The sequence below is a fragment of the Nesterenkonia suensis genome (assembly GCF_054782935.1).
The window spans coordinates 84,399-107,734 of sequence record NZ_BAAGRN010000027.1 but is presented as its reverse complement, the minus strand read 5'-3'; the positions used below and the strand labels follow the sequence as shown (position 1 = coordinate 107,734).

The 23,336-nt window shown below is 64.5% G+C and carries 19 protein-coding genes and 3 pseudogenes; 14 read left to right on the top strand and 8 right to left on the bottom strand.

The features are described 5' to 3' along the window. Positions 1-4 precede the first annotated feature (4 nt). Positions 5-631 (top strand): trimeric intracellular cation channel family protein, encoded by a 627-nt coding sequence (locus ACYVKI_RS14855; protein WP_460691141.1) that lies wholly within the window; start codon positions 5-7, stop codon positions 629-631. Positions 632-689: 58 nt separating this feature from the next. On the opposite strand, the gene ACYVKI_RS14850 is transcribed toward ACYVKI_RS14855, so the two are convergent. The 3 genes from ACYVKI_RS14850 to ACYVKI_RS14840 form a co-directional block, all read right to left on the bottom strand. Then, complete coding sequence (locus tag ACYVKI_RS14850) at positions 690-2,120, bottom strand: aspartate ammonia-lyase (RefSeq protein WP_460691140.1); 1,431 nt, start codon at positions 2,118-2,120, stop codon at positions 690-692. Between the two features lie 101 nt (positions 2,121-2,221). Next, on the bottom strand, positions 2,222-3,757 hold the full coding sequence (locus tag ACYVKI_RS14845) for a sodium:solute symporter family protein (protein WP_460691139.1): 1,536 nt from the start codon (positions 3,755-3,757) through the stop codon (positions 2,222-2,224). Then, on the bottom strand, positions 3,757-4,029 hold the full coding sequence (locus ACYVKI_RS14840) for a hypothetical protein (RefSeq protein ID WP_460691138.1): 273 nt from the start codon (positions 4,027-4,029) through the stop codon (positions 3,757-3,759). The genes ACYVKI_RS14845 and ACYVKI_RS14840 overlap by 1 nt, the downstream gene beginning before the upstream one ends. Before the next feature lie 653 nt (positions 4,030-4,682). On the opposite strand from ACYVKI_RS14840, the gene ACYVKI_RS14835 reads away from it, so the two are divergent. The 8 genes and pseudogenes from ACYVKI_RS14835 to ACYVKI_RS14800 all read left to right on the top strand — a co-directional run bounded on the left by ACYVKI_RS14835 (position 4,683) and on the right by ACYVKI_RS14800 (position 12,605). Continuing rightward, on the top strand, positions 4,683-6,206 hold the full coding sequence (locus tag ACYVKI_RS14835; protein ID WP_460691137.1) for an ABC transporter substrate-binding protein: 1,524 nt from the start codon (positions 4,683-4,685) through the stop codon (positions 6,204-6,206). Between the two features lie 33 nt (positions 6,207-6,239). Continuing rightward, entirely contained in the window at positions 6,240-7,199 is a 960-nt protein-coding gene (locus tag ACYVKI_RS14830) for an ABC transporter permease (RefSeq protein WP_460691136.1), read from the top strand. Then, positions 7,196-7,360: pseudogene (locus tag ACYVKI_RS14825) on the top strand (hypothetical protein); the annotation flags it as partial. The gene ACYVKI_RS14830 and the pseudogene ACYVKI_RS14825, both read left to right, overlap by 4 nt. A 96-nt stretch (positions 7,361-7,456) precedes the next feature. Next, the gene (locus tag ACYVKI_RS14820) at positions 7,457-8,062 is read left to right on the top strand and encodes an ABC transporter permease (RefSeq protein ID WP_460691234.1); all 606 of its coding nucleotides are present in this window, start codon (positions 7,457-7,459) and stop codon (positions 8,060-8,062) included. Beyond that, the gene (locus ACYVKI_RS14815; RefSeq protein ID WP_460691135.1) at positions 8,059-9,711 is read left to right on the top strand and encodes a dipeptide ABC transporter ATP-binding protein; all 1,653 of its coding nucleotides are present in this window, start codon (positions 8,059-8,061) and stop codon (positions 9,709-9,711) included. The genes ACYVKI_RS14820 and ACYVKI_RS14815 overlap by 4 nt, the downstream gene beginning before the upstream one ends. Before the next feature lie 11 nt (positions 9,712-9,722). Next, positions 9,723-10,631, top strand: coding sequence for a LysR family transcriptional regulator (locus tag ACYVKI_RS14810; RefSeq protein WP_460691134.1), 909 nt, complete (start codon positions 9,723-9,725; stop codon positions 10,629-10,631). Positions 10,632-10,680: 49 nt separating this feature from the next. Continuing rightward, on the top strand, positions 10,681-11,043 hold the full coding sequence (locus ACYVKI_RS14805) for a hypothetical protein (protein ID WP_460691133.1): 363 nt from the start codon (positions 10,681-10,683) through the stop codon (positions 11,041-11,043). 29 nt (positions 11,044-11,072) lie between these two features. Then, a complete protein-coding gene (locus ACYVKI_RS14800; protein ID WP_460691132.1) occupies positions 11,073-12,605 on the top strand; it encodes an amidohydrolase family protein in 1,533 nt (510 codons plus the stop codon). A 416-nt stretch (positions 12,606-13,021) separates the two neighbouring features. On the opposite strand, the pseudogene ACYVKI_RS14795 reads toward ACYVKI_RS14800, so the two are convergent. Continuing rightward, positions 13,022-14,002 (bottom strand): annotated as a pseudogene (locus ACYVKI_RS14795) (IS701 family transposase); the annotation flags it as partial. 78 nt (positions 14,003-14,080) lie between these two features. Further along, positions 14,081-15,265, bottom strand: coding sequence for a metal-dependent hydrolase family protein (locus ACYVKI_RS14790; RefSeq protein WP_460691131.1), 1,185 nt, complete (start codon positions 15,263-15,265; stop codon positions 14,081-14,083). A gap of 137 nt (positions 15,266-15,402) precedes the next feature. On the opposite strand from ACYVKI_RS14790, the gene ACYVKI_RS14785 reads away from it, so the two are divergent. Continuing rightward, positions 15,403-16,257, top strand: a complete 855-nt coding sequence (locus ACYVKI_RS14785; protein WP_460691130.1) for a MurR/RpiR family transcriptional regulator — start codon at positions 15,403-15,405, stop codon at positions 16,255-16,257. A gap of 74 nt (positions 16,258-16,331) precedes the next feature. Then, positions 16,332-17,798 (top strand): sodium:solute symporter family protein, encoded by a 1,467-nt coding sequence (locus tag ACYVKI_RS14780; protein WP_460691129.1) that lies wholly within the window; start codon positions 16,332-16,334, stop codon positions 17,796-17,798. A 253-nt stretch (positions 17,799-18,051) separates the two neighbouring features. On the opposite strand, the gene ACYVKI_RS14775 is transcribed toward ACYVKI_RS14780, so the two are convergent. Then, positions 18,052-19,290 carry an acyl-CoA dehydrogenase family protein gene (locus tag ACYVKI_RS14775; RefSeq protein ID WP_460691128.1) on the bottom strand — a complete coding sequence of 413 codons (1,239 nt, stop codon included), beginning with the start codon at positions 19,288-19,290 and terminating at the stop codon, positions 18,052-18,054. Between the two features lie 40 nt (positions 19,291-19,330). Beyond that, a complete protein-coding gene (locus tag ACYVKI_RS14770; protein ID WP_460691127.1) occupies positions 19,331-20,848 on the bottom strand; it encodes an AMP-binding protein in 1,518 nt (505 codons plus the stop codon). Positions 20,849-21,163: 315 nt separating this feature from the next. On the opposite strand from ACYVKI_RS14770, the gene ACYVKI_RS14765 reads away from it, so the two are divergent. Continuing rightward, positions 21,164-21,532, top strand: a complete 369-nt coding sequence (locus ACYVKI_RS14765) for a hypothetical protein (protein WP_460691126.1) — start codon at positions 21,164-21,166, stop codon at positions 21,530-21,532. A 43-nt stretch (positions 21,533-21,575) separates the two neighbouring features. Here the strand turns inward: ACYVKI_RS14765 and ACYVKI_RS14760 are convergent, their stop codons facing one another. Continuing rightward, entirely contained in the window at positions 21,576-21,731 is a 156-nt protein-coding gene (locus tag ACYVKI_RS14760) for a hypothetical protein (RefSeq protein WP_460691125.1), read from the bottom strand. Here ACYVKI_RS14760 and ACYVKI_RS14755 point away from each other — a divergent pair. Together ACYVKI_RS14755 and ACYVKI_RS14750 are read left to right on the top strand one after the other, a co-directional pair. Next, positions 21,730-22,428: pseudogene (locus tag ACYVKI_RS14755) on the top strand (TRAP transporter large permease subunit); the annotation flags it as partial. The gene ACYVKI_RS14760 and the pseudogene ACYVKI_RS14755 overlap by 2 nt on opposite strands. Before the next feature lie 97 nt (positions 22,429-22,525). Next, positions 22,526-23,248, top strand: a complete 723-nt coding sequence (locus ACYVKI_RS14750; RefSeq protein WP_460691124.1) for a TRAP transporter large permease subunit — start codon at positions 22,526-22,528, stop codon at positions 23,246-23,248. Positions 23,249-23,336: the final 88 nt, after the last annotated feature.

Here is a 23,336-nt window from a genome sequence, read left to right as displayed (position 1 = left end):
GTCGATGTCGATGACCACGGTGGTCCTCGTCCTGGAATTGGTGGGCACCTTCGCCTTCGCCGTCTCCGGGGCGCTGCTGGCGGCGCGCAAAGGATTCGACCTGGTGGGCTCACTGTTGTTGGCCAGCCTCGCCGGGCTCGGAGGCGGAGTGATTCGGGACCTGATGTTGAGCGCGGGGGTGCCCAACGCTTTCTCAGCCCCGCAGTACCTGGTGCCCGTGGTGCTGGCCGTGGTGGCTGTGTTCATTCGGCTCATCCATGAGGACAGGCTGCGGCGCACCCTGCTGGTCTTCGACGCACTGGGTCTCTCGCTGTTCTGCGTCATGGGCGCGACCATCGCCCATGAGGTGGGACTGAACCCCATCGCTGCGGTGCTGCTGGGGGTGACGACCGCCGTCGGCGGTGGGACACTGCGGGACGTGGTGGCCAATGAGGTGCCGCAGATCTTCAACCCGCAGGGCGTCTACGCCGCGCCCGCCTTCCTGGGTGCCGGGGCGACCGCACTGCTGCTGGAGACGGGGCTGTTCAGTGCCATCACCGCCGTCGCGGTGGCGCTGCTGGTCTTCGGACTGCGCCTGCTGGCGCTGCGCTACCGGTGGCGGATCCCGTTGGCGGTGCTGAGGCGGAGATGAGCTGGTCTCGCAGAGGCCGCGGTGAGGGGCGTGTCATCGATCGCCGCGTTGCGTGACGTCACCCGAGAGCGGGGGAGACACGTGCGTCGGGGTCTGGGGGCGGGCCGGTGAGATTCCGGGGAAGGAGCAGCTCATCCAGGGCCTCTCGGGTCATGAGACCTTCGTCGACGACCGTCTCCGGGATGGTGCGCCCGGAGCGCAGTGCCTTCTGTGCGACGAGCGACGCCTGGGTGTATCCGATGTGCGGGCACAGTGCTGTCACGAGTCCGATCGATCGTTGAACCGTGTCACGCAGTTCTCTTTCATTGGCAGTGATGCCCTGAACGCATTTCTCATCGAGGGCTCTGCAGGCTGCTGTGAGATGTGTCAGCGAACGCAGGAGGCTGGAGCCGATCACCGGCTCGAAGGCGTTGAGTTGGAGCTGTCCGCTTTCTGCTGCCATGGTGACCGTCACATCGTTGCCGATGACCTCGTAGGCCACCTGGTTGACGACCTCAGGTATCACCGGGTTGACCTTTCCCGGCATGATGCTCGACCCTGCCTGAACGGGCGGAAGGTTGATCTCGTTCAACCCCGCTCGAGGTCCGGATGAGGTCAGGCGGAGGTCGTTGCAGGTCTTCGAGAGTTTGACTGCGACACGCTTCAGCACGCCGGAGAGTTGGACGAACGCGCCGGCGTCCTGGGTCGCTTCGATGAGATTCTCAGCGGTGCGGAGTTCGGCGGAGAGCAGCTCGGAGAGCTTGGAGCGGACGAGCTCGGGGTAGTCGGGATGGGTGTTGAGTCCGGTCCCGATGGCTGTCCCGCCGAGATTGATCTCGGACAGCAGATCTATGGCCTCCACCAGTCTGCTGCGGTCTTCCTCGAGCATGACGGCGTAGGTGAAGAACTCTTGTCCGAGAGTCATCGGCACGGCGTCCTGCAGCTGTGTTCTTCCCATCTTCAGGACATGTGAGAATTCCTGAGCCTTCCTGCGGAAACTGCTCGCGAGATCCCGCATGGCGCGGCGGAGCAGATGAAGCTCGTGCAGGAGAGCGATCTTCAGTGCCGTGGGGTACACGTCGTTGGTGCTCTGGCCGAGGTTCACGTGCTCAAGAGGATGAAGGCTCTCGTAGGCGCCCTTCTTCAGGCCCATCCGTTCGAGGGCGACATTGGCGATGACCTCATTGGCGTTCATGTTGGTCGAGGTTCCTGCACCACCCTGGAGCACATCCACGACGAACTGGTCATGGAAGCTGCCGTTCCGGATCTCAGAACACGCGCGTTCGATGGCGTGGGCGCGTTCTGCGCTGAGGCCTCCGAGCGAATGGTTCGCGTAGGCGGCGGCCTGCTTCACAGCTGCGAGCGCGTTGATGAGGCCCGGGTACGCGGAGATGGGAGTGCCGCTGATGCGGAAGTTCTCGGCCGCGCGGGCGGTGTGCACGCCGTAGTAGCACTCGGACGGGATAGGCAGGGGGCCCAGCAGGTCGTGTTCGGTTCGGGTGGTGTGCATGACTGTGCTCTTCCTGATCCTCAGGTCTCGAATCCGCGGCGCGGGCCGACTGGGGCCTCCCCCGATCGTCGTCGACGCCCGGGGGAGGCCCCAGTGATCCGTCAGCGGTTGGGCGTCGTCTCTGCGGCCGAAGACGTCTCCGGATCCGTGGGAGTGTCGTCCCAGCGTTCTTCGTCGAAATCCTGCTGGCGGCGTCGAATCTTGAGGAGCAGGTCGGAGCTTCGTGGCTTCGTCAGAAGACTCACACTGATGAAGACGATCACGTTCAGCAGAAGCGACAGCAGGCCGGCGCCATGGACGCTGAACGGCCCGGGGACCAGGGCCGGGAAGATCGTGAACAGCACGAGGGTGGTGATTCCCACGATCAGGCCGGAGGCCGCGCCAGCCACGCTGGCACGCCGCCAGAAGAGTGCCCCCACTGTCGGAACGATGACTTGGGCGAGTCCTGCGTAGGCGACCAGGCCGATGGCGATGAGCAGCCCAGGAATGTACAGGGCCATCACATAGGCGATGGCGCAGAAGGCCAGGATCGCCCAGCGGCCGACCCAGATGCGCTTCCGCTCGGGCAGGTCCGTCTGGATGTAGCGGCTGTGGAAGTCGATCGTGTAGCTGGCCGCCATGGCGTGGACCTGGGAGTTCGCCGTGGACATCGCAGCGCCGGCACCCGCTGCGATGACCAGCAGCGCCAGCGCGAGCGGTGCATACTCCAGGAGCATGATCGGCAGCACGTGGTCAGGCTGCTCGACGTCGGGTTCGAGGAGGACTGCTGAATTGCCGATCACCAGGGCTCCGATGTAGGCGATCGCCACGAGACCCAAGAGGAACGGCATCAGGTCGAACGATCGAGGGCTCCTCGCGGCGTACATGCGTGTCCACAGCTGGGGCGTCATGAGCGCACCGACCGGTGTGATGACCGCCAGAGCGATCCAATACATCCACATGCCGTCGCCGAGGATGAGGTTCTCGGGGCGGACCTGTTCGATCTGGTCGAACATGGTGCCCATTCCGCCCACCTCGCCCAGGATGAACACGCCCGCGGCGATGAGCCCGAAGAAGATCCCGACGCCGTAGAAGATGTCGGTCCAGGCGATGGCGCGGAGTCCTCCTGCCCAGACGTAGGCGATGATGACGGTGTAGAAGAGCAGGCCGCCCACCCAGAACGGGATCGTGCCACCTGAGGCCACGTCGATGAGGTAGGCCCCGCCCGTCAGCTGGATCTGCAGGTGAGGAAGGGAGAAGACGAGAAGGATGACAGCGATGAACGTGGCGAGTCCAGGTGACCGGTAGAGATCGACGAAGAAATCACGAGCCGTCAGGTAGTTTCCTGTCTTTCCGTGAAACCAAACCCTTTTTCCGATCCAGTAATACATGATTCCGAAGAATATATTGAAGATGACGGCCGTCCAGTAGGCCGGTCCATAGAGGTAGAAGTTTGCGTTGGAGCCGAGGAAGGCGAAGGCGCTCCACCACGTGGCCTGCACGGTGAAGAACAGGGCGATCGGCCCCATGGCTCGTCCCTGGACGAAGTAGTCGCTGGTGGTGGGACGTGCCTTCAGCGAGGCGATCAGTCCGATGACCAGTGGAATCGCGAGGGCTCCACCGATGGCTGCGATGCCGAGGATCTCCTGGGTGTTCATCAACCTCTGCCCTCCTGGGTGTCCTGAGTGCCAATGGCGGTCGTCGCGGTGCGTGGGGCGCGGCCCCAGTGAGAGATGTGCGCCCAGAGGAGGACGCTGCAGAGGAGTCCCCAGATGATGATGATGTATCCGTAGATGAAGGGCATGCCGAAGATCCTGGGCTCGGCGACATCATGGAAGAAGAGCACGCCTGGGAACTGGGACAGTCCCAGGAAGGTGATGATGAGCGACCATATGACCTTGGTCTTGAGTGTGTGGGGTCCTGTTCGCACACGATCCTCCTCGTCCGGCTCTGGGCGCCGGTGGTGGCGCCGCAGTGCAAGCGGTGGCGTTGGGTGGCCCCATCTTTAATCGTGAAGGAAGCGTGTTCAATAAGTGAAAAAAGAGGAGGCGCATCACAAGATGTGATGCCAGACGGCCAGCGTGGACCACAGTCCCAGGGCGGGTGATTCGACTGCCGTCGGTGGTTGTGTGTCATCTGACGGATACTGATCCAGCAGGGCGTATGCGTCACTCCGCGTCAGTGCGGGATGGAGTGCTGGACTGCGGGTTATCTCGGCCTCGGAACTGGTGGTCGCCGCGACGTTCAGCAGGGGCGACGCCAGGTCAGGAGGCCGAAGGCTCCTCGTGGCACAGGCGCTTGGTGGAACGGGGGTCACAGAAGTGACGCACGCCACAAGATAACTCTCATAGCCCAGTGGACTCATTAAAACTGCAGGTCAGGCGGGATTCGTGAGCTTCGTGGTTATGCGAAGACTTATGGCCTGCATGGATATAAGTTATTGGACACTCCTGCTGAACGTGCTGGAGGCTGTCCCTAACCCATACGCCGGACTGCAGGTGTTCTGGGGGTCACCGCACCTAGAAGATTGGAAACAACGTGCCTGAGTCTCGAACATCACGTGTCCCTCGATTGTCCTCGGCGGTGGCGCTGGCCACTGCTGGAGGCCTGCTGCTCGCAAGTTGCGCCGGCGACGACGCGGGAGGAGACGGCGGCGACAGTGGCCCTGTCGCTGATCAGGTCCTGCGCTACGGTATCGGTGGAGAGATCCCTGAGCTCGATGCCGGTGTGGCGCAAGGCAACCTCGCGGTCACCATCAACTCGCTGATCCACAGGGGTCTGCTCACCTGGGATGAGAATGGTGAGCTTGCTCCTGCCCTGGCGGCGGAGTGGGAAGAGATCGATCCCGCTACCTTTGCCTTCACCCTCCACGAAGGTCTGACTTTCAGTGACGGATCTCCGCTCACCAGTGAGAACGTCCGTCGATCCTACGAGCACTACGCAGACCCTGATAACAGTGCAATCGTGGTCGAGTCGTTCTCTGGGATCAGCGACATCGAGACCCCTGACGACACGACGGTCATCATCAACCTTGAGGGCAACGACGCGTCGTTCTTGGAGTTCGTCGCGAACGCCACTGCCGCTATCGTCCCTGACCAGGCGCTCGAAGGCGAGCCCAATACCGTCGGGGCAGGTCCTTTCCAGATTGACCAGGTCAACGAAGGGACCAGCACTGTGTTGACCCCTTTCGAGGGCTATTACGATGCCGACTCTGTCAACCTCGAAGAGCTGGAGCTGGTCTACTACGCAGACGACACTGCTCGCACGAATGCCCTCCGTAGTGGCGAGGTGGATCTCATCGACTACGTTCCCTGGGAACAGTTTCAGGCCATCGAGGACGAGGATGCTCTCGTCCTGGAGAGGGGGTCGGGCCCCCTGATGACCTTGATCCTCAACATCGACACTGTCGAAGAGTTCCAGGATCCGCTGGTGCGGCAGGCGTTGGCCTATGCCATCAGTCGGGAGAATGTCGTGCAGGGTGCCTTCGAGGGCAACGCAGCACCGATCTACGGTCTGCCGCTGATGCCGGACGAATACGAGGGCGCTGCAGACTTCTGGGAGTATGACCCGGACTACGCTAAGGAGCTCCTTGCCGAGGCTGGATACCCGGACGGATTCTCGGTGACGTTGAGTGCGACGGCCCAGTACAGCTTCGTCCAGGACGTGGGACTTGCTGTGCAGCAGGATCTCCAGGACATCGGTCTCGACGTGACGATGGATCTCCCTGACTGGCCCACCTATGTCGAGAGGACTGCTGACGCGGACTTCGAGATGGGGATCGGCTCGGTCGCTCCTTCAGTGCAGGAGCCGTCGTGGCTCAGCGGAATCGTCAGTGGCCCTCCGCACTACAGCCGCAGCGCGGGCTATGACAATGAGGAGCTCTACAACTACATCCAGCAGGGCCTCTCCGCAGAGAGCGAGGAAGAGGCCAGGGAAGCGTACGAGAAGGCCTTTGCCATCTTCGAGGAAGAAGCACCTACTGTGCCGCTCACCGAGCGGGATCAGGGCTATGCATACAACCAGCGAGTGGAAGGGTTCACCGTGCTGCCGGGCATTCTGACCCTGCAGTCGGCCCTGACTCTGGCTGACGCAGAGATCACCGAGTGACCGGACGATCTCTCTGAGGATAGGTGACGCTTGATGGGTAGATTTCTGCTCAAGCGCCTGAGTATCGGCGTGCTGCTGCTCTTCGTGGTGGTGACGTTGGTGTTCGGGGCGATCCACACGGTGCCGGGCGATCCCGCGCGGACCTTGTTGAGCGGCGGAGAGAGCGGGGGAGAAGTCTCCGAGGCGGCCCTCGCCAGGGCCCGGGCCGAGCTGGGATTGGACCTCCCGCTTCACGAGCAGTATTTCTCTTATCTGGTAGGCGTGTTCACCGGCGACCTCGGAAACTCCTTCTTCCGGGGCACAGGGGTCACGGAGATGATCGCCGCACGACTCACGAACACGTTGTCCCTCGTCGGGCTGGCGGTGGCGATCTCCTTGGTGATCGGCATCACTATGGGAACCATTGCCGCTCGGCGGGGAGGCGTGATCGACCAGATGATCACCGCATTCACCTCCGTAGGGATCTCCATTCCGGTGTTCGTGGTCGGTGTCCTCCTCGTCTACATCTTCGCGTTGGAGTTCGGTTGGTTTCCGGCCGGAGGGTACGTGGCATTCGGTGATGACCCGGGACGACACCTCCAGTTGCTCGTGCTGCCTGCCGCTGCGGTGTCCTTGGAGTTCAGCTCCGTCATTGCACGAATCACCCGGGCCTCAATCCTGGAGACCGCCGGTCAGGACTTCGTGCGGACTGCCAAGGCCGCGGGGTTCAAGGACCGCCAGGTCTTCGGGCGGGCCATCTTCCGGAACTCGCTCACCCCGGTGACCACCATCGTGGGGCTAGGTATCGGTACCCTGCTCGGCTCGACCGTTCTGGTGGAGCAGGTCTTCAACTGGCCCGGCCTGAGTTCGCTGCTGATCGAAGGTGTCGCCAGCCGTGACTACCCGGTCATCCAAGGGGTGGTCATCGTCACGGCGGCACTGTTCATCCTCATCAACATCGTGGTGGATGCGTTCTACGGAGTACTTGACCCCCGAGTGAGGCAGACCTCATGACCATGGCACACCCCACCGACGTCACGGCCGCCCCGAAGGCTCCGAAGGGTCGGAATATCCGCGGAGTTCTCGCCTTGACGGGCGCAGCAGTCATCGTGATCCTGGCGGTGTTCGCCCCCTGGCTCAGTCCGGCGGACCCCACACAGCAGAGCATGGAGCACAGATTCGCTCCGATCGGAGCGGAAGGGTACCTTCTCGGGGCCGACTCCTTCGGGCGGGACATACTGTCACGTCTCATCCACGGGGCGAGGGTCGAGATGATCACGGCCCTGAGTGCGACACTCATCGCCATGGTGGCAGGCGTGACGCTGGGGCTCCTCGGTGGATACTTTGGAGGCCTGACCCGGGGTGTGACCATGAGGGCCATGGACGTGGTGCTCACCATCCCTCCGCTGATGCTCGCACTCTTCGCCGTCACGCTCTATGGCGCGGGGATGGTGACTCTCATCGGGGCGCTGGCGATCCTCTTCACTCCGGCCTTCGCCCGCATCACCTATGGCCAGGTGCTTTCCATCCGTGAGCGCGAGTATGTCGACGCCGCACGTCTCTTCGGCGCCCCGGTGCCGGTCATCCTGGTAAGGGTCATCCTGCCCAACGTGTCTGCACCCATCCTCGTGCAATTCACCCTCACCATCGCCAACGCGATCCTGCTCGAGTCGGGGCTGAGCTACCTGGGTCTCGGCATCGTCCCGCCCACGCCCTCTTGGGGTGCGATGGTTGCCGAAGGCCAGCGCTACCTCGGTGCCGAGCCGCAGGCGCTGCTGGTGCCGGCCGCTGCGATCGTAATCAGCATTCTGATCTTCACCCAACTCGGAGATGCGATGCGCAGATGGCTAGACCCGCAGGAAAGGAAGCGTCGATGACTCTGCACACACCGATCTTGGACGTCCAGGACCTCATCGTGGACTTCGCCGGAGCCGACGGGCCGAACCGTGCGGTCGATGGCATCGACTTCACCATCGGCAGAGGAGAGATCGTCGCCCTCGTCGGGGAATCCGGCTCAGGGAAGTCGGCCTCCGCGATGGCGCTGTTGGATCTGCTCCCGGAGACCGCGATCCGCGGAGGCTCTGCGATCTTCGAGGGCGAACTGGACCTCATGTCGCTCTCCGGGCCACAGATGCGCATGATCCGGGGAGCCTCTGTGGGAGTCGTCTTCCAGGAGCCCATGACAGCGCTCAATCCGGCCTACACGATCGGCAAGCAGCTCTCCATGGCGCTGCGCGCCCACCGCGCACTGGATAAGGATGAGGTCCGGAGGCGTTCTCTCGAACTGCTGGAATCCGTGGCTATGCCGGACCCCGAACGGCGTCTGAAGCAGTATCCCCACCAGCTCTCCGGTGGACAGCGGCAGAGGGCCATGATCGCGATGGCGATCTCCGGTGATCCCTCACTGCTCATCGCGGACGAACCCACCACTGCGCTGGACGTTTCAGTGCAGGCAGGCATCCTCGACCTCCTGCATCGCCTCAGAGAGACCCAAGGGATGTCGATCCTGCTCATCACCCACGACATGGGGGTGGTAGCGGACATCGCCGATCGGGTCGTGGTGATGCGGCACGGAGAGGTTGTGGAGCACAACAAGGTGGTCCCCATCTTCGAGAAGCCGCACGACCCGTACACGATCCAGCTTCTGGACAGCGTGCCGCGCCGCGGTCATATGCTCGGCGGTCGCGGTCCGCGCGGCGTGCTGGACGACGAACGGCTCGACCGTTTGGTGATCAGGGATCTCACCATTGAGTTCGGTGGGAGCCTCATCACCAAGCCGTTCCGAGCAGTCGACGGTGTCTCGCTGGATGTTGCGGCCGGTGAACTGGTCGCTCTCGTCGGAGAGTCAGGCTCCGGGAAGTCAACCATCGGTCGGGCCGCCGTGGGTCTCCAGAAATCCACCGGAGGTTCCGTCGAGGTAGACGGAGAGCTCCTCCGAGGTCCTGCGGCGAGTGCCTCCATGGTCTTCCAGGACCCCGCTTCCTCCTTGGACCCGCGGGTAACCATCGGCAGCTCGATCGTCGCGCCGCTCAGGTACCGTCGGCGGGGACTGTCCCGCTACGAGCTCGACGAGCGAGCCGGAGATCTCCTGGAGAAAGTCGCGCTGCCGGCCGACTGGCGTCATCGGTATCCTCACCAACTCTCCGGAGGCCAGCGTCAGCGCATCGGCTTGGCTCGAGCGCTGGCCGACAACCCTGCTCTGCTGGTGGCTGACGAACCCACGAGTGCGCTCGATGTCTCCGTCCAGCAGAAAGTACTGGAGCTGCTTCTCGAACTGCACGACGAGCTCGGCTTCGCCTGTCTGTTCATCACGCATGACCTGTCCATCGTCGAAACGCTGGCGCATCGTACAGTGGTGCTGAGGTCCGGAAGGATCGCGGAAGAGGGGCCCACCGCAGATGTGCTCTTGAACCCGCAGGACAGCTACACGCAGACACTGCTCGAGGCGGCGCCCATCGCAGACCCGGTCGCGCAGCGTGCCCGGCGCGGCCGACCTCTCAGCGAGACCGACTATGTGGTCGCCTAGACTGACCCGCTATGGAGACTCGGCGCCTGGAATACTTCCTCATTCTGGTCTCAGAGGGGAGCTACAAGCGTGCCGCAGCGCGGCTCTTCATCAGCCAACCCGCCTTGAGCCAGCAGATCAAGAAGCTGGAACAGACGCTGGGCGTCCAGCTCATCGATCGGAGGGCCCAAGGGTTCACTCTCACCGAGGCCGGTCAGCATGTCTTCGACCAGTCCCACCGGGTGCTGGACGAAGTTTCGCAGTTGACCGCTCTGGCCAGTGGGGTGTCCCCGTCGACGGTGGGTCGGCTGCGGCTGGGGATCGTCCCGGGCCTCTTCTGGGGTTCGGTCACTCGCGTCATCAGAGATTTCACCCGACGCTATCCCGCGATCGACATCTCCATGCGCAAGGGCCGGACCGCAGCCCTGCACGAACAGCTGAGCTCCCACCAGCTGGATGTCGTGATCTCCTATTCCCCGCCCACCGACCCCGGCGCCCAGTCGGCGATCATCCTCCGCGAGGAGTATGCCGCCGTCGTGCCGGACGACCATGCCCTTGCCCTTCGGCGGAGCCTGAGGATGGAGGATCTGCGCGACGAGACGTTCTTCATCATCCCTCGGCAGGTCTCGCCGTCGGACTACGACGCGGTGATCACCGCCTGTCGGCAGGCGGACTTCTCTCCTCGGATCTCGACCCATGGGACGCCCGAACTGTCCGTGCAGGAGAACTACTTCAGCCAGATGGGGGCAATCTCCACAGGGCTCGGCGTCGCCATCATTCCTCTGAGCTTCTCCGTGTTCCAAGAGGCGTTCGGAGGTATCCGGTTCGTTCCGCTCATCGCCTCCGAGATGGAAGTGCGAGCGCGTCTGGGATGGAACGCCGATGCCCGCTCCTCGGAGCTGCAGGCATTTCTGTCCCACTTCAAGACCTCCTTGATCTGACGCGCTCCGCCGGGCCGTTGACTTACACCACGAAAGAGAGGGAACGCCTGTGTCTGACTACTACGGAGAAACCCAGAGCCTTCTGCGCAGCCGCCTCGAGCTGTGGCCTCGGGAAGGTAAGACCGATGATCTGGTGCAGCACTTCAAGGATCGAGGAGTCATCGAGAAGGCCGTCGAGATGGGCCTCTGTGTCCATGGGGCACTGCTGACCCCTCGGTCTCCGGAATCTCCTGTGGTCGTGGAAGCGCTCTGGCGCCGTGAGGACGACTACCTGCGGTGGCAGGAGTACAGCAGGGCAGACGGCATGGGGAGGATGGCCGACCTGCTGGACCCGAACAGGGAGCCTGCCCGCCATCTGAGCGAGATCAGTCATATCTCGCGATTCGCCGCCACCGCAGTCGTCGAGTCCTGATCCGTCCGTCATCGAAGTCAAGGAGCACGATGGTCAACACACTTCGACCGCCCCAGGAGGCCGCACCTGCTCGTACCGCCGGTGAGGGCCCGTTCGAGCGGCTGATTCTTCGCAATCTGACGATCATCGACGGAACAGGGGCCGCACCCTATGGGCCGGCTGATGTCGTCATTGAGGATGGGAGGATCACCGGGATCTGGGAGGAGAGCAGTTCGTCGACATTGATGGAGCGGCCTCCGGACGGCTCAGGAGAGGAGAGGGATCTCCGGGGGCATTACATCCTGCCCGGGCTGGTGGACTCCCACGCGCATATCGGCAGTGCCAACCAAGCACCCAATGCCGAGTACGTCTACAAGCTCTGGCTGGGCCATGGGGTCACCTCTGTGCGCGAGGTGGGGGCCTTCAACGGACTCGACTGGACCGTACGGGAGGCGGCCAGGGCGGAGAGGAGTGAGATTGCGGCGCCGCGGATCCACGCGTATCCGGCGTTCCGCGCCGGGCCTGCGGGGACGAGCACCCCGCTCACTCCTCAGGAGGCCCGGGAGTGGGTGAGCGACGTCGCCGAACGGGGGGCGAAGGGTGTGAAGTTCTTCGCCGCCGCCCCCGCGGCTATGGAAGCTGCGTTGAAGGAGATCAATGCGCTCGGGCTCGGCAGCGCCTGCCACCATGACCAGCGCCGGGCTTCGCAGGTGAACGCCCTGACTTCGGCACGATGGGGACTGGCCAGTGTGGAGCACTGGTACGGCATGCCCGAGGCGATGTTCCGGGACCGGACGGTGCAGCACGTGCCGGGCGGGTACAACCACAACTCCGAGCCCGAGCGGTTTGAGGAGGGGGCTCGTCTCTGGCTGCAGACCGCAGAGAGGGGGAGCGGGGCCTGGCAGAGCACCCTGGAGGAATTCCTTGAACTGGGAACGACCCTGAGCCCCACCTTCAACATCTACATCGGATCACGCGACGCTGCGCGGGTGCGCACCTCAGAATGGCACGATGAGTACACCGCGCCGGTGCTGTGGGATTTCTTCCAGCCCTCTGAGGCCAACCACGGCTCCTATATGGGGGACTGGGGGACCGAGCAGGAGGTCAGGTGGCGCCACGCGTACTCAAAGTGGATGTCGTTCGTGAACGACTACAAGAACATGGGCGGACGAGTGACCGCCGGCTCTGACTCCGGCTTCATCTACAAGACCTACGGCTTCGGCATCGTCGAAGAGCTCGAGCTGCTTCGGGAAGCAGGATTCCACCCCCTCGAGGTGGTCAGAGCTGCCACGTTGTACGGCGCTCAGTTGATGGGCATCGACAACCACGTGGGATCCATTGAGGTCGGCAAGCAGGCGGATCTGATGATCCTCGAGGAGAATCCGCTGGAGAACTTCAAAGTGCTCTACGGCAACGGCCATCTGCGTCTGACCGATGATGGGCATCAGCGTGTGGGCGGTGTGAAGTACACCCTTCGGGGCGGCGTCGTCTATGACGCTGCCCAGCTGAGAGCTGATGTCAAACATCTTGTGAAGTCGCAGAAGGAGGCACTGGCGGAAGGCCAGTCACTCCATGACCACTGATCGTCCGGCATTGCGCGATCGACCAGCGCCCGGGCCAGATGTCCAGCGCACCTGAGACGATGCTGTCGCGTCAGGTGCGCTGGGCCGTGGTCGTGAGATCCTGGACGTCCTCGCTGCCATGATGGTCCAGTCCAACGGTGATCGTGGCGCATCTGCGCCATACCCGAGCTGATGCACCGGTGGGTCGGTAGCGTCCGCGGGGCTTCCGCCTAGTACTACAGTCGTGTTTATGAGGCATGGCCTCGGGCGCGGTGATGGTGATGACGGGCCTGCTGCTGGTGTCGTCGACGCCACCGCGAGCGAAACAGGACCTCTTCCGGGCATCTCGGCGAGGACCAGATCAGGGTGCCCGGCAGTCGCCGAATCTCGGGCACCGAGAGCGCGATCAGTTCCTCTGACCCGGGCTCTGATCCGGACTCAGAGCCCCCCTTTTTCGCTCGGATGACGCTCAATAGGGCATGGGCGAGCATCGCCAGGGTGATGTGCCGGTACCAGCCGGTGTAGCTACGGACCTGGTAATGATCCAGTCCGGCCTCGCCCTTCGCGGTCTGGAAGCTCTCCTCGATCGCCCACCGGTAACGACGCTGGCCTTTGGTCCCGTGGCCGGCAGGACGGATCCGCCATCTGCGTGGATCCAGCTCTCTGGCCAGTTCATCGGCCCGGTACTCTCTGCCGATCGGCCCCTGGGGGCTGATCACGTGCTGGTTCGCCGCCACGGCCAGCACGTAGTGGAGTCCGCTGTCCTCGATGCGGCGGCGCAGCCGGGCCGGCTGACCATAGACCGCATCTCCGGTGACCCACCGCGCTGAGATCCCGGCGGCGAGAGAGCGCTCGATCATCTGCCCGGCCAGCTCGGGCTTGGTGGCGAATCCACGCTGGGACGGAACACCGGCGGCAGCGCAGCGATCGGGATCCTCAGCCCAACTCCTGGGCAGGTAGAGCTCCCGATCGATCAACGCGCGCCCACAGGTGCTGGCATACCCCAGGAACACCCCGATCTGGAAGTTCTCGATCCGGCCTGCGGTACCGGAATACTGCCGGGCGACCCCGGCCGAGTGCGCCCCCTTCTTAAGGAAGCCGGTCTCGTCGAGGATCAGCACCGCCTCAGAATCGCCGAGGTGGTCCTCGAAATAGCCGGCCAGGTCATCACGGACCAGGTCCGGGTCCCAGTCGGTGCTCGAGAGCAGTCGCTGCATCGCATCGGGGATCCCGTGGCCGGCCTGTTCGGACAGGGTTCAGGAGTTCTTCCGCTGCTGATCGCTCAGCAGTCCCCGCAGATAGGCCACCGCATTCTGATGTGGCTCGCTGCGCGAGAATCGGGGCTTCACCAGGCGGCTGATCTCGTCGAGGCCTTCAGCCCATTGTTCTCCCTCTGCCACGCCTGCATCATCGTTCATCTGCCATGGTTAACACCGCAGGCCAGCAGGAATCTTCGCTACACGCCGATCATGACCAAGACGAACACGACTGTAGTACTAGTCGATGACACGTCCTCCCCGGACGAAGACGCTCGCGACCGACGTCTCTGGGCGCGCAAGAACTGTGATGTCTTCCAACGGGTTCTCCTTCAGGAGGACCATGTCGGCGTATGCGCCGTCGGTGATGGTGCCCAGGCTGCCCTCGGCCTGCAACAGTCGGGCAGCAATCGTCGTGGCTCCGCGCAGGATGGCCCCGGCAGACTGCACCTGTGAACGAATCTCGAATTCTTGGCTCTGGTGTTCCCACATCGCTCCCAGGAGGTCTGAGCCGTAGGCGATGTCCACCTTGTTCCTGTCGGCCAGCGCAAGGGCGTCGAGTCCGGCGTAGAGGACGTCGTCGACCTTCTTCTGGCTCGGTTCGGGCAGTCCCAAGGCTGCACCGTCGGCCTTGAGGCGCTGGTAGGTCACCAAGGTAGGGACGAGGAACGCGCTGTGCTCGACGAACAGCCTGGTGGATTCCTCGTTGAGGAGGTTTCCGTGCTCGATGGAGCGCACCCCCAGCCGGAGGGCACGGTTGACCGCACGAGCTGCGTATGCGTGGCCGAGGACGTATCGATTGGTCGCCTGAGCTTCTTCGACGGCGGCACGGATCTCGTCGTCGGAGAACTGCGTCGAATCGATGCGATCCGTCGGGGAGGCGACGCCGCCGGAGAGCATGAGCTTGATGTGATCTGCTCCCGTGCGCAACTGATGGCGGGCTCCCTTGCGCACTTCGTCAGCGCCGTCACAGACGAGACCGATCTCTGGACAGCATTGGTGTCCGTCCAAGACGCTGGTGCCAGGTCCGCGCCCATCGCCGTGGCCGCCGGTCTGTGAGAGTGCCTTACCGCCGAAGTACAGCCGGGGAGAGACGAAGAGACCCTCGTTCACAGCGCGGGCCAGGCCGAAGTCTGCGCCACCGGCGTCGCGAAGCGTGGTGAATCCCCGACGCAGGGCCCCCTGCATCGTGTTGATGGCCGTTGCGGTCATGTAGGCCGGCGACTGGTCGCCCAACGATGCCAGATTGGCCGTGTTCGCCAGCACATGGACATGGCAGTCGATCAACCCCGGGCAGGCGATGTGCCCTTGGCCATCAAGCGTGACATCGTCCGCTTCCACAGGGCCGCCCACCGACGCGATACGATCACCATTGAAGCGGACTGTGGTGGGTTCGGAGAGCGTCTCGGACTCCGGGTCGAGCACTCGAACATTTGTCACAACGGTCGGGCGGGGGTCCAGTTTCATGGAGCTCGTCTTTCGTCGGTTCCGAAGATTCCGTGTCGTACTCGACGTGAATCACTGTTCACACACACTAAGCAAATGCAAAGGATGTTGCAAGCATGGGAGGTGATCTCTCTGTCTGGCTGGATGGACTCCTCGCCGGTCGCACGGCCCCCCGGGCGACGGCCCGAGTGATCGAGATATTGAGGTCGGACCCGCAGAAGGCGGCGTTCGCCACTGTTCGGTCGATGGCGGAGACGGCGGGGGTCAATATGGCGACAGTGACCCGCACAGGACAGTTCCTCGGCTACTCCGGGTGGCCGGCCTTCGTCGTGGACTATCGGGGCCAATACCTCTCCACGCTGCGAGCAGGCACCATCCCTTCGCGCGGAGGTGTGGCCGATGTGTCCCCGGGGCCCCGGGCCCGCGTGCACCAGGACGCCGAAGTGCTGCAGTCCATGGCGGAGAACCTCGACCAGGAGAGTTTTCACCGGGCAGCCCAGCAGCTGCGCCGGTCCGGGCGCATCGTCGTGCTCGCAACCGGCATGTATTTGGCTCCCGCGATCCAGCTGTCCTACAACTGTCAGCTGCTTGGCTGCGACTCGGAAGTGCCGATGGCGTCCGCGTCGATGCAGCTCAATGCCGTCAGAAGGCTGGGGCCCGGCGACACGCTGGTGATCTTCACGATCTGGAAGACGGCCGACGTCGTCTTCCGCTTGACTCGATACGCCCACTCTCGCGGGGTGCCTGTCATGGCCTTCGCTGACAGGTCGACGCCGGCTTCGGCTATGGCGGACTTCACCTTGACGGTGCCCACTGAAGGCACCAGCTATCTCCCGTCGGGCGTGCCTGTTGTCTCCGCAGTGCAGGCGCTCCTGGGCACGCTTGCAGACATCGACCCTCGAGGCGCGGAAGCGAGCTTCGCCGAAGCGGACGCCTTGTGGGCCGAGATGGGCATCATCCACGACATGTAGCAACTTTTGTTGCATGTGAGTGTGAGGAACTGCATACTGAGCAGGTCCCGTCGTCGAACCCGCGAAGGTCTCGCATGTCCCTGACTAGCCTCACAGTACTTGTCGTCTATCTCGTGGCCATGGTCGGAATCGCCCTCTGGTTCTCCCGGCGAAAGTCGGTCACAAGCGGCGAGGACTTCATGTTTGCCGGAAGATCTCTGAACTCCTTCGTGTTGGGATGTACGCTGCTCGCGACATTCGTCGGCTCCGGATCAATCATTGGTGGTGCCAACTTCGTCTTCACCTACGGGCCGTTGACAGGGCTCGTATTCTCTTCGGGGCTCTTTGCGGGCATCATCTGCCTGGCCTTCATAGCGCGTCGAGTCCGCATCATGAAGTTCAATACTGTCCCGGACCTGTTCCGCCGACGCTACGGTTCAACGACGAGTGTGATCGGCACTGTGGTGGTGCTCATTGCGTTCATCGGCATCTCTGCCTACCAATTCACCGGCGCCGGATACATCTTCAGCCTGATTGTGCCGGTCACAGAGTTCCAAGGCACCCTGATCGCCGTGGTCCTCATCGGGTTCCTCGCTCTCTCGGGTGGTCTCAAATCCGTGGCTTGGACAGATTTTGCTTCCTCGATCTTCTTGGCGTTGGGACTGGCGGTGGCGCTCTTCTACATCTTCATCACTGACATGGGAGGATTCGGGAGTTACGTCGACCAGCTTGATCCCGAGTTTCTGACGTTCACGGGAACCCTCGGTCCACTACAGATGTTGGGATTCTTCCTCCCGCTTTTCCTGCTCATCTTGGGCGATCAGAACATGCACCAGCGCCTGGCTTCGGCCAAGAGTCCAGCAACTGCGGTCAAAGCTATGATCGTGTTCCTCGTCGGTGCTGTGCTGACTCTGGGCATCACTACCATGCTCGCGTCCTCCGCCTCGATCCTCAATCCTGACGTCAACCCGGACATGGCCATCCTGGGGCTCGCGGCGGGAGAATTCACTCCGCCGCTGATCGGGGCGATGATTCTCGTGGCAGCGTTGGCGATCATTCTGACCACAGGCTCGTCCTACCTCTTGACCTGCTCGGGGAACGTCGTCTACGACCTGATCTTCCGGCCTCGCGCGGCACGCCGTGAACGTCCGGACGCCCACAGGAAGGAAGTGCTCTTCAGCCGTCTCTCCATCCTGGTCATCGCCGTGCTCGGCTACGTCATGGTGCAGTTCTTTCCCACACTTCTTGCTCTGCAGATGTACGCATACACCATGTACGGCGCGGCCATCACCCCTGCCGTGATTGCCGCGCTGTTCTGGAAGCGGGCCACATCTGTCGGCGCTATCTCGTCGATCCTCGTGGCCGCGGTCGCAACGATCGGCTGGGAAGTCTTCGGTTCGGGTGAGGTGATGGGAGCGGTGGTTCTCGCTCTGCCTGCTTCGGTGCTTGCGCTCGTGATGGTGTCCCTTCTCACCAAGCCTCACGAGACACCGCCAGGCTCCGCGCTCGATCCCGAACGCGGTGATGCGATCGAGTCTGATCCCTCGATGATGAGGGTGTGACCAGGGCCTGAATGTGATGTCTCGGGACATGGTGGACACCTCGCCGAGGTGCTTGTCTCGAGCAGGGAAGGGGTGAGCGCCGACTCCCTGCCAGCCCCGACCGCTTGATGCTCGGCGAATGATCTCCATGCCGTTTCCAGGGGCCTGACCCCTGGCGGCTGAGTTCTTCAGCCCGGCTGAGGGTTGCAGCATGCCGATCGGGCTGTCCAGGGATCTCGCTGCCGTCACCTCCTCCGGCCTTCCTGAGGGCGGCTCACCGGAAGGCGGCCTCCCCGGTGAGGCGCTGACCGATGATCAGCGTGTGGACCTCGTCGGTGCCCTCATAGGTGCGCACCGACTCCAGGTTGTTGGCGTGCCGCAGCGGGGAGTGCTCGGCGGTAATCCCGTTGCCGCCGAAGATGGTGCGCGCCTCTCTGCAGATCTCGATGGCGGCCCGGCAGTTGTTCAGCTTGCCCACCGAGATCATGTGGCTCTCCAACGTGCCGGCGTCCTTCGCTCTGCCGAGCTGCAGAGCCAGCAGCTGGCCCTTGGTGAGCTCCAGGGCCATGTCGGTGAGCTTCTTCTGGGTCAGCTGGTAGCCGGAGAGCGGGCGACCGAACTGCTGGCGCTCCGCCGCGTAGTCCAGTGCGGCCTCCAGGGCGTCCCGGGCCGCGCCCATCGCGCCCCAGGCGATGCCGTAGCGGGCCTCCGAGAGGCAGGAGAAGGGGCCGCGCAGGCCCGGGTGCTTCGGCAGGATCGCATCGGCCGGCAGGCGGACGCCGTCCAGGACGATGTCGCACTGCAGCGAGGCCCGCATGGAGAGCTTCCGTTCGATGGCCTCGGCCCGGAACCCGAGGGTGTCGGTGGGCACGATGAAGCCGCGCACCACCTCGCCGGCGTCGTCGGGGCGGGCGCGGTGCTCACCCTCGACCGCGGCCTCGGACTCAGCTGCCGCGACTTTGGCCCAGATGATCGCTACATCCGCGATGGTGGCCAGCCCGATCCAGCGCTTCGCGCCGTCGAGCACCCACTCGTCGCCCTCGCGGCGGGCGCGGGTGGCCATGCCGCCCGGGTCCGAGCCCGCGGTCGGCTCGGTCAGTCCGAAGCACCCGATCATCTCCCCGGCGGCCATGCCGGGCAGCCACTGCTGCTTCTGCGCCTCGGAGCCGTGCTTGTGGATGGCCGACATCGCCAGCGAGCCCTGCACCGAGACCACCGTGCGGATCCCGGAGTCCCCGGCCTCCAGCTCCTGCATGGCCAGCCCGTACTCGGTGGCGCTGCGCCCGGCGCAGCCGTAGCCGCTCAGGTGCATGCCGAACAGCCCCAGCTGAGCCATCTCGCCGAACAGCTCAGTCGGCAGCACCGCGTCCTCGTACCAGCGGGCGATGTGCGGCCGGATCCGCCGGTCCACGAGCTCCGCGACCCGGTCCCGAGTGGTGATCTCCTCGGCCGAGAGCTGGGCCTCGATGCCCATCAGATCGGTGCGGCGGAGGGTGGGGGTGCTGGTGGTCATCAAGACTCCTTCGTCGAGAGGTGCGGGCGGGGGCGTGTGGTCAGTCGGCCGGTGCGGGCTGTTCGGCGAGCAGCTCGCGGGCGGCCGGGCGGCGGATCTTGCCGGAGGCGGTGCGGGGCAGGGACTGCACCAGATGGACGATGCGTGGGCGCTTGTGTCGGGCCAGGTGCTCCCCGGCGTGCCGATGGATGTCTTCCCTGAGCTCCTCGCGGCGTTCGTCAGTGAGGCCCTGGAGGGGTTCGCGGAGGACGATCAGTGCGGCGAGCTCCTCACCGAGCCTCTCATGGGGCTGCCCGAGCACGACGGAGTCTTGGACCGCGCTGTGTGAGATGAGCACCTGCTCCACCTCCTGCGGGTACACATTGAGTCCCCCGCGGATGATCAGGCTGGAGCGACGATCCACCAGGTGGACATACTCGTCCTCGTCGATCCATGCGATGTCCCCGGTGCGGAGCCAGTCGCCGTCGAAGGCCTCGGCGGTGGCCTCCGGGTCTCCGGCGTATCCGGCGAAGATGGTCGGTCCGGAGACCTGGAGCTCCCCGAGGTGTTCGGGCCCCCGCGGCATCGAGGTCCCGTCCTCCCCGACGATCCGGACCCGGGTGCCCCAGGAGGGAGTCCCTACGGAACCGACCCGACGCGCCGCCCTGCTGGGATTCAGGCAGATCGACGACGTCGTCTCCGAGGACCCGTAGCCCTCCAGCAGCGTGGCGCTCGGCACCATGTCCTCGAAGCGCTCCAGCACCTGGGAGGACAGGGCGGACCCGCCGGAGGAGGCATGACGGAGGCTGGACAGGTCCCGGCCCTGGGCGCCCGCAGCGATCAGATCCACGTACATGGTGGGCACTCCGGAGAAACGCGTCGCTCGGTGCTTCGCGATGAGGTCGAGCACCTCATCGGGGTCGAACCGAGGAACCAGGACCAGAGTCATGCCCCAGGCCATGGCCGTGTTCATCAGGCTCGACATGCCGAACACGTGATGCAGGGGCAGGCAGGCGATCACGACGTCGCCAGCGCCGGGTGAGGTGCGCGCCTGGAGGGCGGTGCAGCTCATCCAGAGGTTCCAATGGGTCAGCTGTGCGGCTTTGGCCGCGCCGGTGCTCCCCGAGGTGAAGGTCACCGCCGCGACGTCCTCGGGAGAGCGGAGCACCAGCGGGTCCGGGAGGCCCGCCTCGCCCCGTGCCAGAAGGGTGGGGCAGTCCAGGAACTCTATGCCCTCGCCGCCTTCCGGCGCACCGGGGGGCGCGCTGATCAGGGCGCGGGCGCCGGAGATCCTCAGGGCGTGTCGGAGCTCGTGAGGAGTGGCATAGGGGGCCACCGGGGCGGCGACCAGGCCGGCGCGGAGGGCTCCGTAGAAGCAGACGATGAACTCGACCGACGAGGGCATCTGCAGGGCGACGGTGTCTCCTGGCCGCATGCCGGAGGCTTGGAACCCGCGTGCCGCTCGGCTGACCTCCTGGTTGAGTTCGGCGAAGGTCAGCGTGCGGTCCGCAGCGACGACGGCCGCATGGTCCGGCAGCGTGTCGGCAACGTGTGACATCGCCAGGGCGGGGTTGAACATGGGGGCTCCTTCCCTTGCTCCATGTCGTGGAACACGTAACCAGCACCTCCGGGGTTTGGCAACGCCGGGCCAGGGCCTCGGGGAGGATCGAACGCTGAGGGTCTGGCTTCTCGGACTGCTGTGCCCTCGGGCGGCGTTGAGCTGGCGCGGTTTCTCGGGTGCGTTGCGTGCAACAGGCGCAATTCATGCGAATTGAGGAATGAATCCCGGAAGCTGTCGTGCGAGTCACATCATGAAGGTATGAATGGAGGAGTGCTCCACCGCCTCTTGGCGACGCCGACACGTCAGCAGCACATGCCATCGACTAGAGGTCCCATGTCCGCCAGTATGACCCGCCGCAGCGTCCTCTCCGCCTCCACCGTGGGCTCGGGGCTGGCTGCGCTGAGCGTGCTGAGCGGATGCGCCGCGGCGCCGACGCTCGCTTCAGGGCTGTCGCGTCAGCTGGTCTGGTCCACCTATGGCGTCGGCACCAGGACCTACAACGATCTCGCCGCCGTCGCCAACACGCTCACAGGGCGTATGGGCGTCCAGGCCCGTCTGATGACCTCTGACGCCGTGATCGGGCGACTGGCGCCCATGATCAATGGGACGGCGCATTACGCGCGTGCCGGAGGCGAGTACTACTACGAGGATCTGCCGAGCCTCCCGCCCATCGATGACGTCGACGAGGGGGCCGCGGCATGAGTGCCGCGAGTCGCGAGGGCCGCGTCGCACCGCGGGCCGACAGTCACAGCCCCGACGTCGACGGCGCTGTGCGAACAGCGACGACGGCGCCCTCGGGGACGCGCGGCGTCCTCGATGCAGTGCGCAGGAATCCGCGGCTCTCGTCTCCGTGGACGGTGGCTGTGACGGCGTTGACGCTGACCGGGGTCCTGCTCGCCATGAATCAGGTGTTCTTCTGGAACATCGGAGGACTGGCTGTGCTGACCAATGCCTTCCTGTACCTGCTGATCGCTTGCTTCATCCCCATCGTCTTCATCATGTGGCCGGCCCGAGGCGCACGTGCGGCGCGGGGCGAAGATGACGACACCGCCCAGGGGGTTCCCTGGTACGACGTGCTGGTGCTGACGGTCTTCATCGCCTGCTGCCTGTGGTTCGCCTACCATGGCGTCGACATCCAGGAGTATGGCTGGGAGTTCATCGCGCCGACCACTGCCACGGTGCTCAGCTTCGTCCTGTGGGGCATCGTCCTGGAGGCGCTTCGACGTGCCGCAGGGTGGATCGTGGCGGTGCTGGCCCTGGCCTTCTCGCTGTACCCGATGGTGGCCGAGGGCATCCCAGTGGGTCTGCTGCAGGGGGTCTCCTACGACCTGCCGACGATCGCTCAGATCCACGTGATGGGGGCGGAGAGCATCCTCGGACTGTCGCTCCAGACGGCAGGGTCGATTCTGGTCGGTTTTCTGCTCTTCGGGGTCGTCCTGCAGCACACCGGCGGTGCAGGGTTCTTCCCCGGGCTGTCCATGGAGCTGTTCGGCCGCCATCGCGGCGGCTCGGCGAAGGTCACGGTGGCAAGCTCCGCGGCCATGGGCATGAGGAGCGGCTCGGCCGTCTCCAATGTGCTCACCACCGGACCCATGACCATCCCTGCCATGGAAGGCACCGGATTCAGCGCCCGCATGGCGGGAGGGATCGAGCGAGGCCACGGCCTTATCCGGCGGCTCCATCACACCGCCGATCATGAGCACGGCCGCCTTCCTCATGGTCTCTTTCGTCGGTGTGCCCTACACCGAGGTCCTCATCGCGGCGACGATCCCTGCCCTGCTCTACTTCCTGGGCATCTTCCTCCAGATCGACGGCTATGCCGCGCAGCAGGGTCTCTCCGGTACGCCGCGAGACATGCTTCCCCGACTGGGCGCCTCCCTGCTGGCCGGGTGGCCGTACCTGGGGGCGCTCGCTCTGCTCACGGTCCTGCTCTTCACCTCAGGCTCCGAATCCCAGGTGCCCTACTGGGTCGTGGGTGTGCTGCTGGCCATCGCAGTCATCACTCCCGGCCTGCGCTTCGGCCCCCAGGAGTGGCTGACGATGGTGCTCGACGTCGGCCGGACCCTCGGGCAGATCATCGCGATCATCGCGGGGGTCGGACTGTTCCTGGGCGGGCTCTCCGCCACCGGAGTGGCGCTGTCACTGTTCCGCGACCTGGTCGCCGAGGCAGGGTTCGGAGAGGTGGCGCTGGCGCTGCTGGCCAGCCTCGTGGCGGTCTACGCCATCGCCTGCGCGATCGAGGGCTGGTTGGTCGGCATCGAAGCCCCCGTGAGCGGGCCGCTGCGCGTGCTGCTCGGAGCCGGCGGGTTCCTGCTGTTCCTCAGCAGCAGCGCCCTGGCACTGGTCGGACTCGCCGTCGTCGGCGCGGTGCTGGGCCTGGCGATGTGGGGGAGACGTCCAGGGGACTCTGCGGGATGACCGGGGGCGGACCGCCGCAGACTGGGCCGCCGCGGCAGATTCGGCCACCACAGACACCACATCCACACAGGAAGGGGCAGGACAGCCC

What these genes read in the sequence shown, in the direction of transcription:
- ACYVKI_RS14780 (WP_460691129.1), top strand. Translation starts at nt 16,332, where the DNA reads ATGTCCCTGACTAGCCTCACAGTACTTGTCGTCTATCTCGTGGCCATG.
- ACYVKI_RS14845 (WP_460691139.1), bottom strand. Translation starts at nt 3,757, where the DNA reads ATGAACACCCAGGAGATCCTCGGCATCGCAGCCATCGGTGGAGCCCTC.
- ACYVKI_RS14750 (WP_460691124.1), top strand. Translation starts at nt 22,526, where the DNA reads ATGAGCACGGCCGCCTTCCTCATGGTCTCTTTCGTCGGTGTGCCCTAC.
- ACYVKI_RS14800 (WP_460691132.1), top strand. Translation starts at nt 11,073, where the DNA reads ATGGTCAACACACTTCGACCGCCCCAGGAGGCCGCACCTGCTCGTACC.
- ACYVKI_RS14785 (WP_460691130.1), top strand. Translation starts at nt 15,403, where the DNA reads ATGGGAGGTGATCTCTCTGTCTGGCTGGATGGACTCCTCGCCGGTCGC.
- ACYVKI_RS14810 (WP_460691134.1), top strand. Translation starts at nt 9,723, where the DNA reads ATGGAGACTCGGCGCCTGGAATACTTCCTCATTCTGGTCTCAGAGGGG.
- ACYVKI_RS14830 (WP_460691136.1), top strand. Translation starts at nt 6,240, where the DNA reads ATGGGTAGATTTCTGCTCAAGCGCCTGAGTATCGGCGTGCTGCTGCTC.
- ACYVKI_RS14850 (WP_460691140.1), bottom strand. Translation starts at nt 2,120, where the DNA reads ATGCACACCACCCGAACCGAACACGACCTGCTGGGCCCCCTGCCTATC.
- ACYVKI_RS14760 (WP_460691125.1), bottom strand. Translation starts at nt 21,731, where the DNA reads ATGGCGAGCAGGACCCCGGTCAGCGTCAACGCCGTCACAGCCACCGTC.
- ACYVKI_RS14770 (WP_460691127.1), bottom strand. Translation starts at nt 20,848, where the DNA reads ATGTTCAACCCCGCCCTGGCGATGTCACACGTTGCCGACACGCTGCCG.
- ACYVKI_RS14765 (WP_460691126.1), top strand. Translation starts at nt 21,164, where the DNA reads ATGTCCGCCAGTATGACCCGCCGCAGCGTCCTCTCCGCCTCCACCGTG.
- ACYVKI_RS14855 (WP_460691141.1), top strand. Translation starts at nt 5, where the DNA reads ATGTCGATGACCACGGTGGTCCTCGTCCTGGAATTGGTGGGCACCTTC.
- ACYVKI_RS14775 (WP_460691128.1), bottom strand. Translation starts at nt 19,290, where the DNA reads ATGACCACCAGCACCCCCACCCTCCGCCGCACCGATCTGATGGGCATC.
- ACYVKI_RS14815 (WP_460691135.1), top strand. Translation starts at nt 8,059, where the DNA reads ATGACTCTGCACACACCGATCTTGGACGTCCAGGACCTCATCGTGGAC.
- ACYVKI_RS14820 (WP_460691234.1), top strand. Translation starts at nt 7,457, where the DNA reads ATGATCACGGCCCTGAGTGCGACACTCATCGCCATGGTGGCAGGCGTG.